The 8913-nt window shown below is 35.6% G+C and carries 10 protein-coding genes; 4 read left to right on the top strand and 6 right to left on the bottom strand.

Annotated elements, in window-relative coordinates:
* A partial coding sequence (locus QVB70_RS05250) for a CoA-binding protein (protein ID WP_287584087.1) occupies positions 1-1139 on the top strand: 1139 nt, incomplete at its 5' end.
* Positions 1140-1202: 63 nt separating this feature from the next.
* Here the strand turns inward: QVB70_RS05250 and QVB70_RS05245 are convergent.
* Positions 1203-1430: a hypothetical protein gene (locus QVB70_RS05245; protein ID WP_287584084.1), complete on the bottom strand. Its 228-nt coding sequence runs from the start codon at positions 1428-1430 to the stop codon at positions 1203-1205.
* Positions 1431-1468: 38 nt separating this feature from the next.
* The gene (locus QVB70_RS05240) at positions 1469-2038 is read right to left on the bottom strand and encodes a DUF2096 family protein (RefSeq protein WP_287584082.1); all 570 of its coding nucleotides are present in this window, start codon (positions 2036-2038) and stop codon (positions 1469-1471) included.
* A 218-nt stretch (positions 2039-2256) separates the two neighbouring features.
* Between QVB70_RS05240 and QVB70_RS05235 the strand changes: the two genes are divergently transcribed.
* Entirely contained in the window at positions 2257-2751 is a 495-nt protein-coding gene (locus QVB70_RS05235; protein WP_287584079.1) for a hydrogenase maturation protease, read from the top strand.
* A 72-nt stretch (positions 2752-2823) separates the two neighbouring features.
* On the top strand, positions 2824-5721 hold the full coding sequence (locus tag QVB70_RS05230; protein ID WP_287584077.1) for a hypothetical protein: 2898 nt from the start codon (positions 2824-2826) through the stop codon (positions 5719-5721).
* On the opposite strand, the gene QVB70_RS05225 is transcribed toward QVB70_RS05230, so the two are convergent.
* Positions 5718-6260 carry an AAA family ATPase gene (locus tag QVB70_RS05225; RefSeq protein WP_287584075.1) on the bottom strand — a complete coding sequence of 181 codons (543 nt, stop codon included), beginning with the start codon at positions 6258-6260 and terminating at the stop codon, positions 5718-5720. The genes QVB70_RS05230 and QVB70_RS05225 overlap by 4 nt on opposite strands.
* A 175-nt stretch (positions 6261-6435) precedes the next feature.
* On the opposite strand from QVB70_RS05225, the gene QVB70_RS05220 reads away from it, so the two are divergent.
* Positions 6436-7308, top strand: coding sequence for a glycosyltransferase (locus QVB70_RS05220; protein ID WP_287584073.1), 873 nt, complete (start codon positions 6436-6438; stop codon positions 7306-7308).
* A 55-nt stretch (positions 7309-7363) separates the two neighbouring features.
* Here the strand turns inward: QVB70_RS05220 and QVB70_RS05215 are convergent, their stop codons facing one another.
* The 3 genes from QVB70_RS05215 to QVB70_RS05205 form a co-directional block, all read right to left on the bottom strand.
* Positions 7364-7852, bottom strand: a complete 489-nt coding sequence (locus QVB70_RS05215) for a DUF1616 domain-containing protein (RefSeq protein ID WP_287584071.1) — start codon at positions 7850-7852, stop codon at positions 7364-7366.
* A gap of 1 nt (position 7853) precedes the next feature.
* A complete protein-coding gene (locus QVB70_RS05210; protein ID WP_287584069.1) occupies positions 7854-8372 on the bottom strand; it encodes a hypothetical protein in 519 nt (172 codons plus the stop codon).
* 111 nt (positions 8373-8483) lie between these two features.
* Positions 8484-8913, bottom strand: a 430-nt coding sequence (locus QVB70_RS05205; protein ID WP_287584067.1) for an NAD(P)H-hydrate dehydratase, incomplete at its 5' end; no start/stop codon positions are given.

Raw genomic sequence — 8913 nt, 5'->3', positions numbered from 1 at the left:
TTATTGAACAATGCGGAAAAAAGGGTGTACGAAATATAGTAATTGTGAGCGGGGGTTTTAAGGAAGTTGGAAATGAGGAACTCGAATCCCAAATCGTTGAGATTGCGCGACAAAACGGCATACGTATAATTGGTCCGAACTGTATTGGCATTTATGATGCAATAACTAAAGTGGAAACATTTTTCCAGTCACACGATCGCATGGTTCGTCCTTCCTACAATGCGAAAACCAAGATCTCGTTTCTAACGCAAAGTGGTACATATGGGGCTAGCTTCTTAGAATTACTTGATGAAGATGGCCTCGGAGTAAGCAAATTTGTTTCTTACGGAAATAAAGCAGATGTTAATGAGACAGATATGCTTCAATATCTTGCAGAGGATCAAGACACAAAAGTTATAGCAATTTATCTTGAAGCCATAGGACGTGGCGAGGGAAGAACTTTTTTTGAAGTAGCAAAAGAAGTCACTCGCAAAAAACCAGTTGTCATTTACAAAACTGGAACAACAACTGAAGGAACAACGGCTGCAAAAAGCCACACTGGTCATTTAAGCAGCCAAGCAGCCGTATACAATGGAGTTTTTAAGCAAACAGGAATTCTTTCAATCAGAAATTTTGATGAACTTCTTGCAGTTAGTAAAGCTTTAGCATTTCAGCCACTTCCAAAAGGAAATAGATGTGCATTTGTTTCCAATGGCATAGGTCCAGTAATTGCTATGATTGATGAGGCGGTGAAGAATAAGCTTGAAATTGCGAAATTACAAGAACTTACGCGAGAACACTTAAGAGAGAAATTTCCGCCATTCTTCGTAATAGAAAACCCTGTTGATGTTACGGGGTCTGCAACTTCCAAAGATTATGAAATTGCAATAGAAGCATTTCTTAATGATCCCAATGTTGATATTGTGATGCCTTGGTTTGTATTTCAAGATACTCCTTTAGATGAAAATATAGTCAATGTTCTCGATGAAATGAATAGTAGGACTCAGAAACCCATATTGATTGGTGCACATGGCGGTCCTTATACAAAGAGAATGTCCAAAATAATACAAGGAAAGGGTATCCCAGTTTTCGATCAAGCAGGAAAAGTCATTGCCGCAGCATCTGCTCTTTATCGCTATTCTCAATATCTTTCCCGATAATCTCATAAAATTAAAGATCAGGATTCTTGGATGAATTCGCTATGTAGAATAGTTTTTCAGTTTCTATTCGTTGGCATCTAAACTTTCTAATTTGCTTATTACGTGTGCTAGTCTCTCACTAATGCTTACAATATCTTTCAGAATTTTTATTCTGAGTTTTTCTGTAGCATCTTCTTTCAAAGTTACTCCACTTATAATAATTTGAAGACTGCTCGTTAAGGAAACAAGCAGTTGTTCAACTTGTTTTTGAATATCTTTAAGATCAATTATCTCTTTCCTGATTACTGGCATTATTATCGCTTTATTCTCTTTCAATAAATCTATGTAGTTCACTGTTGCGATTCGTCAGGTTTGAAAAAAAGTTCACCGATTTCTTTTAAAGCCTTCTTAACAGATTCCTTCTTTCCGCGGACTCTAATAATATTGTCTTCTTCGAATTCCACAATAACTCCACAATTCTCTGCTATATCCGATACACGTTCAACTGGCAACTCTTTATCATATGTAATTCGTGCAAAGCCTACTTCTTTCTCTCGGGGGAGATCCTTCACGAATCTTACCACTTCTTTATTGGACGACTCAGTACTAGATTGGTCTTTGGCTACATTAGCAAGCTTTTCTTTCCATAAATCGACAAAATCCTTACCACGTTCGCTTGCGAATGCAAGAAGCATTTCTCTAACTCTTAATAGTGCAATTTCTAACTCATCAAGAAATTCTACATTTTTCTCGATTGCTTCTTTTCCATAGAGCTTCAAGTGGGTTAATAAGTATTTACTGTGTCGTAGATCTTTGTTGATTGAGATAGGTAACTCGATGTTTTCACGATTTAGTTTACCAAAAAGATCATGAAGAAGAGACCATGTCTTTTCTTTTAATTTTATTTCGTCAGCGTCCATATCTTTCCCTCGGTGTGATATACACTACAAATTATAATGTGCTAGATTTATAACTTTATAAAATTCCCAATTATTTCGAAAATGACTTGCATGAAAGTATAATTTCACGTAATTGACAAAAAACTCTAAAATAAACTAACTATTATACTGATTAGCAACTCTTATACCTAAAGTAAAATAATTTTATGGAGTCCAACTTACAATCGGGAGGCGTCTCTTTGCCTAAAAGGAAAATAGCAATAATGGGCGTAGGAAACACTTTACACAAAGATGAAGGGGTAGGAATTCACATAATACGTGCCCTAGAAAAAGTAAAAAAACGTTACGATCCATTAAAAGATGTAGAACTAATTGATGGAGGTACAGGAGGTCTCCTTCTCTTAAAACTAATAGAGGATTTCGATACAGTTTTTATTGTTGATGCCGCTTTAGCAGGAGGCAAACCGGGAGATATCTATATTTTAAGTCCAGAACAAATTTCCAAATCACCAGATTCTCAACATATGTTTTCAGCTCATGATATCGACCTAACATATACCCTTCAAGTGGGTAGAGAACTGGGCATGCAAACTGAGGTTATTATAATAGGTGTTGAACCGAAAGACTACACTTCCCATGGTTTAAATCTTTCAGATGAATTAAGTAATAAAATCACTGAAATAATAAAAATAATAGTTAATGAAGTCAAAAAACTTAAAATGAAGTTTAAGTAACTTGCCAATGTAATCCTCTAAAGTAATATATTCAAATTTTAATTGCGTCCGTTAACGGTTTGAGTGGTATTTGTGAAAAAAAAGAGCCTGTTAGTCCTGCTAGTCCTGCTATTAAGTTTTTATATCACTTTATTAAAAATTGACACAGTTGTTGCTCTACCAAATTCACAACCGTATTATTATGAAGAAAACGTGACTGTGCGAGTAGATGCAAAGAATGACAGCTTAAACGAAATTAGGTTTCAAGGAACTCATTTAAACATAACATCCAATGGTGAAATAATCGACATCTCGGACAAATCAGCTTTTGAGAACGCCACTTATGCACTTTTAAGTAGCCAACGTGGAGATTATGACTTTAATAGATACGGAAATACATTTCTTCATCAAACAGGTGATGGCTTAATTTTCACTATTGCTTATGCAGATCTTAGTCAGAGTGATGCAGAATTAAAAGCAGAAACTGCGAAAGGGATCTTTGAAAATGCTTTCGATGTCACACTATATAATGGTACTAATACAATTGATAACGAATATCACATTTTTACATTCGTGAATGATCAATCACATTTTAGCAATATAACTGATAAATTCTGGGATGATGCTAAAGATACTAATGATGTAACTACTGGTTTTGCTGGTTTACTCGATGATGATTTAATAATCGATATTAAAGCAAAAGATTATGCGAAAGTCGTTATGGGATTTATAAATAATACTAGAGATATTAATAGCACAAGAACAAAATTGCGTGAAGTATTTTTCTCTGTCGAATACTTAGAAGAAGGAATTATGGAACTTTCATCAGGAAATCATAATTTCAGTTTGAATGACATTTTTCATCATACCGGCGATATTTCGAGGTATGAGCCCTCTAATAGCTCAAGAATTAATGTGTATTTACCAACTCCTTTAGAGCCAAATGTGACTGATCCTAATCCTGAATCATATCAATCTCTTCTTAATGTAAATAATGGAACAATAGAGTTTGAATATAATTCAACAATTCCCTCTCTAACTAATTTTAACGCAAGTTTTCTTTTTGAAAAATGGCCTTTGCTTCTTGTAGAAAAGACCATATCTATTGAAGATTCCTACTCTAGAGGTGAAGAATTTAAAGTAAAAGTATCAGTAACCAACATTGGGGAAGGAAAAGCTAGCGATGTAGTAATTGACGACAATGGAAATTGGGACGCATACCTAGATCTCGTTAGCGGAGAAGATCCAAGTAGGCAATGGCTATCCATTTTACCAGATGAAACTGTAGATTTCTCATATTGGCTGTATGTGAATGGTTCAGCGCCATCAGAAGTTCTTTTCTTAAATCCTTCCATTGTGAACTACACTTTCTCATCAAATTTCACAGCAACTATTGTTAGTTTGAATGCTACTTCCAATGATGTGTTGATTCCAATAGAAGACAAGGATTTTCCATCTTTAATTGTCACTAGAACGATCTTAAGAGCTGCTTATTCTAGTGGGGAAGAAATTAATGTGACTGTAACTATTGAAAACTTAAGTGATTTGAGTCCTGATGGTAGCATATCAGTTGTTGAAGGTATCCCGGGGCTTTTTGATAGTTCTTCGATTTCCAATAATACATCTATATTGGAATCTCAGTATGAATCAGGAGTATATTGGGTGAACTTTACCTTAGATGCTCCTTCTGATCATGAATCAGTCAATTTTAATTACACTTTCTATTCTTTAAATCCAGGTAAATTATATTTTGAACAGGGTAACGCTTCATATTACTACAAAGATGACCCTACTACTATTCAATCTAATATCTTATCATTTATGAGTTATCCGCAAGTCATCCAAGATCGTTTTTACCATACCATCAATGTTGAAGCAGATTTCAATTCAATTGTTAACCCAGACACTACTATGACTGTCAATGTAACCATTACCAATTTTAGTAATTCCTCTAAAAAGTACAGGATTATAAACCGTGCACCATATCGAGTAGTACAAAATCAAATTGAAGCACTTAAACAGATATCTGAAGAAGATAACAATTTTACTAAAGAACTTTATCCAGGTGAAAGCTATACTTATAACTATAGCTATTATATTCCTGATCTAGAAGGTTATAATTACAAATATGCTCCTATACTGGTGATCTCCAATACTTCTACGTCTCTTGATCCAGTAATTGCTTTTTCCGAAGTAGAAAATATCCATATCAATAGAAGACCCAATATCGATTCAGTTTCTTTAAATGCGACAAAACTAGACCGTGTGCAAGACACCGTTCTTGTAGAAGCTAGTTGTTCAGACGGGGAAACGCCACGAGCTGAATTAAGTGTTTTAATGAGGATTAATGACTCAGATGATCGACTCTATAATATAACTATGACATTTGATGAAACGACAAACTTGTTCGTTGGCAATTTTACTCCAGGTGCTGGCGCTGATACCGGAATTCACACTTTTCGAATTTATGTCACCGACGAACATGATCTAACAGGTCGCTCATCTTATTATAACTTCACAGTAAAAAACACAAAACCAAAGGTAGAATGGATGGAGTTGTATGAAACAAACGTGACAGTAGGTGATACAATAAAGGGATCGCTAGGCGTTAGAGAAGTAGAAACTCCCTTATTTAATCTAAATATCTCCCTCTACTGTAGTTCTCCAAATGTCAGTATTGTTTACTATGGAACGTTGAGCTTGTTTGAATCGCAGCTTGTTGAAAATGACTTCCGTGTAGGAACATTTGATATAGAAATAGACACGTCTAATTGGCAAGAAGGTACCTATGATGTATACGTAAATATCGAAGATGACAAGACGTCTATAACTTACTATTATGGAGAAATAACCGTTCAAAGAGATGATTCGCCATTTTATGCAAATCCTGACCTAATTTTTGGAATAGCATATAACATCGGAGTCATTTTGTTCTTGATTTTCCAATTTCGAGGTTTTGCTCTTCTCTTAAAGAGAGAAATTCCTTTTTAGGCAATTATCCCCAATTTTTTTCTTATTTCTTCATAAATTAGGGCGACTGTCTCCTTAGGGTCGCTACCAGTCGTATCTATTTCGAATACACGTTCCAAACCGTATGTTTCTATTGCATCTTGAGCGCAAATTTTACAAAGTTCAGCATCGATGTTTTCTAATATTTTTTTAACTTCAAAACCTTTTTTATTTAGCCTTTCATATAGTTCATCAGTAGTAGCATGTAATACTACAACAAGAAGTACATTTTCTAGAGAGACGATATCTGGCAGAATACTGTCAATGACCGTTAGTTTTCTTATTTTAAGTAGCATATTGTCTATAAACAGCTGTAATTTATCGATATCGGCAATTAAAGAGTTTCTTTTGATATCCAAACCCAAAAAATAACCATTTCTCACAATATTGCCACTATTTATGTAAATTCCGTTTAACTTTTTACTAAGAAGTTTAGAAACGGTTGTTTTTCCAGTTCCTGGTGTTCCTATAATTAATATGACTCTGGGTTTTGAATTATTGTGGGTTTTTTGCAGTGGCAATCGTCTCCATTCTATGATAACTCAACAATTTCAATTGGCTAGATAAGAAAATCAAAGCATATATTTCTATAGTTGTTTGGACTAGCTATAAAATCAATTCCTTCATAAGACCCGATTAAGTAATAAACTATTAATTCTACCATTTATGTATCAAAATTTTGAAGGCGACCTCAATTTGGATATTACAGTGCTTATTCCTACAATGAATGAACCAGCGGTTCAAGACGTGATCAAAGATGTATTTACAGCTTTAGAGGAGCATAACGTGAATGTTATAGTGATAGACAAGTCAAGCGATGATACTCCAATACGTGCAGAACAAGCTGGTGCACGCGTTATATTTCAATTGGCACGAGGATACGGTGACGCCTATCTAACTGGTTTCAAATATGCAACTGGTGATATCATTGTCATGCTTGACGGCGATAGAACCTACGATCCTATGGATATTCCAAGTTTGTTAGAACCTATTTTGCGTGAACAAGCCGATTTTGTTTTGGGAAATCGATTTGCCAATTTAAAAGAAGGTGCAATGAGTTCTCGGAACAAACTCGGTAACAAAACCATAACTGCTTTTGTTAATCGTTTGTATGATCTTCAGATTTCGGATAGTCAAAGTGGTATGCGTGCATTTAAAAGAAACATGCTCGATGATGTTAATCTTGATTTAAAGGGTATGCCTTTCGCTACTGAGATGATAATTGAGGCTAGACGTGCTGGGGTTAGAATTGCTGAAATTCCAATAAGTTATTATCCAAGGGTAGGTTCTGCAAAACTGCGGGCATTTAGACATGGGGCATCAATTTTTGGTACCTTACTACGGATGCTTCGAGATTATAATCCTCTGCTCTTATTTGGAAGCATTGGTTTTTTACTCATTATTTCAGGTATTCTTGTTGGATTGCTGCCAGTTTTTGGATGGATAATTTCGAGTAGTGCAACAAATCTTACATTTACAATTTTTTCAGTACTTCTTATACTGAGCGGCTTGCAAGTATTACTTTTTGGGTTAATGGCAGATATACTTGTCAGAAAATTTCATCAATGAAAACTCTCTAACTTTGCAAAACCGAAAGTTTCACTTTTTTAACTTAGAGGGAGTGTTAACGTACGTCTAGCCATATTTGAACCCAATTGCCCGTATACTCTATATCTCCAGTGTTTTCGTTGTATCGCCAAAGTTCAAAAATTAGCCTATAGTCATTTCCTCTTTCATTGATAGATACATCTACTGGAAATTGCCAAGATTCTCCATCGCTTAGGATTTTCTGATAACTCTTCCTCGTCGAGAGGCTTGCTGGGTGGTCGTTGCTAATGTCTGTGGTTACATCGCCCAATTTAAATCTAACGACATAATATTCTGCTCTGTTCTCGTGATTCTCAACTAATACATACATGTCAATTGTCTCTCCGACATTGACTTCCTCTGGGTAATCGGTTGCGGTTTGATTCGGTCCAAGTATGCTAATAACACTGAAAGATTCACTTGGAGGACTTGTCACTGCAGTATAAAGTAACATAGACACTACAATCATTGTAGACACTGCGACTGCAATGAAAATTAGATTTTCTTCCATTCTTCTCTTTGGCATATTACTCTTCCTCCTCCTCTGCTGGTATTCCGATTTCCATTTCTAGAAATTCCTCATCTGCCTTTCTTTCAAGCCATTTCCAACCACGTTTTATAAAAATATAACTAAATATGACCACTAAGACAATAACTACAGGTATGACAATTATTTGTAGACTTCTGGCAAAACTAGCTCTTGCGTGTAAGTCGTCAGCGTTCTGTTTAACAGTTTCAGCTATACTTTCAGCCTCTACTGCTTTTTCATATGCCGTTGAATAGTCTCCTTGCCCATATGAATCCCTAGCCTCTTCCAATAATGAAACCGCAGTATTAAGTTGATCTACTAGATTTGTTACGTCTCCACCTGCCTGATCTGCTTGAGCAATGCTTTTGTATGCCATATAAATAGAATCTTGCGCTTCATTAATTGCTCTATTGGCTGAGGCTTGTGAGTTCTGAGCATATGCAGGCGATCCCGTATAGAAGACTATTAAACTTACTAAACTTACTATTATAATGAAAAGTGCTGTGTTCTTCTTCAATAGGTATCCTTCCGTGAGAACTCCTTGCTAAATTCTCATCCCGTAAGAGATTGCAACTTGCATTATAAAGCTTACTTTATTTTTTCTCTAAATCAAAGGGGTTTCAGATTTTTATTTTCCTAACCACTGTAAACCTGATTTATATACTTCACGCCAGTATTCGATAGGCTGGATAATCTCCGGTATTCTTTCTACTATATCTGATGCTAATAGTTGATATCCTTTTTCTACACATGCTAAATCTCCGGCTGCACCATTTACAAAAGCACCTGAAACTGCTGCTCTAAAAGGTGGTGTTTTCCAAGATAAAAACGCGCCAACGATACCTGTCAAAACGTCACCAGTTCCTCCTACTGCCATTCCTGGATTGCCAGTTCTATTTATTTTCACACGAATTCCATCAGAAATTACGTCGGTATGGGCCTTCAACAATATGGTAACACCTAATTCTTTGGCAGTCTCTGCTATTTTGTCCATTCTTTCTTCGATGTTTTCAGGGGGCGGCAATTCTTTTCCTGTTAGAATCTGATATTCTTTAGCA

This window comes from Candidatus Borrarchaeum sp. (genome assembly GCF_019058535.1).
Classification (GTDB): domain Archaea; phylum Asgardarchaeota; class Sifarchaeia; order Borrarchaeales; family Borrarchaeaceae; genus Borrarchaeum; species Borrarchaeum weybense.
This window is presented reverse-complemented; position numbering and strand designations above follow the sequence as displayed.